The organism is Bifidobacterium sp. UBA744, from assembly GCA_002298605.1.
Taxonomy (GTDB): Bacteria; Actinomycetota; Actinomycetes; order Actinomycetales; family Bifidobacteriaceae; genus Bifidobacterium.
The window spans coordinates 1-2062 of record DBKS01000022.1; the positions used below are offsets into that span (position 1 = coordinate 1).

A 2062-nucleotide genomic window follows, 5' to 3' on the forward strand; every position below is an offset into this window, starting at 1 on the left:
GAGATTCTTGGAGCCGCCGAATCCGTATTGGGCGAGCTGCGCTGACCGCCTCCCGTGCCGGGGCTGCGGACATTTCCCGAACCCATCCTCATCCTTTGCGGACTCATCGGGGTCTTCTGAACTTGTTCGAATCCCCACTGATCCTATTGCCAAAACTTGAGCCATATACGCTCAAGTTTTGGGAATAGAATGGGTGTCGGGTCGGTTGACCATATCAGACAACGACAGAGTGCGCTGCCGGATCGCTGAGGCGCGCGGTCCGGAAACGCATGTGACATAGGAGGACGATATGGAACAGAAGTTCACGACGATGGCGCAAGAGGCCATCGGCGACGCCATTCAGAGTGCGTCGGCCGCTGGCAATGCGCAGGTTGAGACGTTGCATGTGGTGGACGCGCTGCTTCGCCAGGAGCAGGGCGTGGTTCGCGGCCTGATTCAGGCTGCCGGAGGCGATCCTCAGCGGATCGGTGCGGCGGTGCGCAATGCTCTGGTCGCGTTGCCGAGCGCGTCCGGGTCGACTACGTCGCAACCGCAGGCGAGCCGCCAGCTCACCGCGGCGCTGGCGTCGGCCGAGAGGGAAATGCAGGCGATGGGCGACGAGTATGTCTCCACCGAGCATCTGCTGATTGGCGTGGTGGCGTCCGCGCCCAACCAGTCCGCCGATATCTTCAGGCAGAATGGCGTGACTGCCGAGGCTCTGCGCAAGGCCGTCCCTGGCGTGCGCGGAGGCAAGAAGGTCACCAGCCCGGATGCCGAGGGAAGCTACAAGGCGTTGGAGAAATACTCCACCGATCTGACCGCCAGGGCGAAGGAAGGCAAGCTCGATCCGGTGATCGGCCGCGATTCCGAGATTCGTCGTGTGATTCAGATCTTGTCCCGCCGCACCAAGAACAACCCGGTGCTGATCGGCGAGCCTGGTGTCGGCAAGACCGCCGTGGTTGAAGGGCTTGCTCAACGTATTGTGGCTGGCGATGTGCCCACCACCTTGCAAGGCAAAAAGCTCATTTCGCTTGATCTGGGTTCCATGGTTGCCGGTTCCAAATACCGTGGCGAGTTCGAGGAGCGTCTGAAGAGCGTGCTCGAGGAGATCAAGAGCGCCGACGGTCAGATCGTCACCTTCATCGACGAGATCCATACCATCGTGGGTGCCGGCGCCGCCGAGGGGTCGATGGATGCGGGCAATATGCTCAAGCCCATGCTGGCCCGTGGCGAGCTGCGCCTGATCGGCGCGACCACTTTGGACGAATATCGCGAGAACATCGAGAAGGATCCGGCGCTTGAGCGTCGTTTCCAGCAGGTGTTCGTGGGCGAGCCGAGCGTTGAGGACACGATCGCCATCCTGCGTGGTCTGAAGCAGCGGTATGAGGCTCATCACAAGGTGACGATCGGTGACGATGCGCTGGTGGCTGCCGCCACGTTGTCGAATCGTTATATTTCCGGTCGTCAGTTGCCGGATAAGGCGATTGATTTGGTGGATGAGGCGGCCGCGCATCTGCGTATGGAGCTTGATTCGCAGCCCGAGGAGATCGATGAGTTGCAGCGCCGCGTGACGCGTCTTGAGATGGAGGAGATGCAGCTGAAGAAAGCCGAGGATCCCGCGTCGAAGGAGCGTCTGGAGAAGTTGCAGGCCGAACTTGCCGATGCGCGCGAGAAGTTGTCCGGCTTGAAGGCCAAGTGGGATGCCGAGCAGGCGGGTCATAACAAGGTGGGCGATTTGCGTGCCAAGTTGGATGATCTGCGTGTCCAGGCCGATAAGGCGACGCGCGAGGGAGATCTGGCGAAGGCGTCGAAGATTCTGTATGGCGACATCCCCGCCATTCAGAGGGAATTGGCCGTCGCCGAGTCCGCGGATGTGGAGTCCGAGGGTGGCGCCGGTGGCGCCGATGGCGCGGGCAAGCCCGAGCCGATGGTGCCGGATCGCGTGGATTCCGATTCCGTCGCCGAGATTGTTTCCGATTGGACTGGTATTCCCGTTGGCCGTCTGATGCAGGGTGAGAACGAGAAACTGCTCAATATGGAAGACTATTTGGGCAGGCGTGTGATCGGTCAGAAGGAGGCGATC

At 61.1% G+C, this 2062-nt stretch carries 1 protein-coding gene; it reads left to right on the top strand.

Going from position 1 to position 2062, the window contains the following annotated elements; translation table 11 throughout:
* Positions 1-289: 289 nt before the first annotated feature.
* Positions 290-2062, top strand: a 1773-nt coding sequence (locus B2994_RS02330; RefSeq protein WP_291526792.1) for an ATP-dependent Clp protease ATP-binding subunit, incomplete at its 3' end; no start/stop codon positions are given.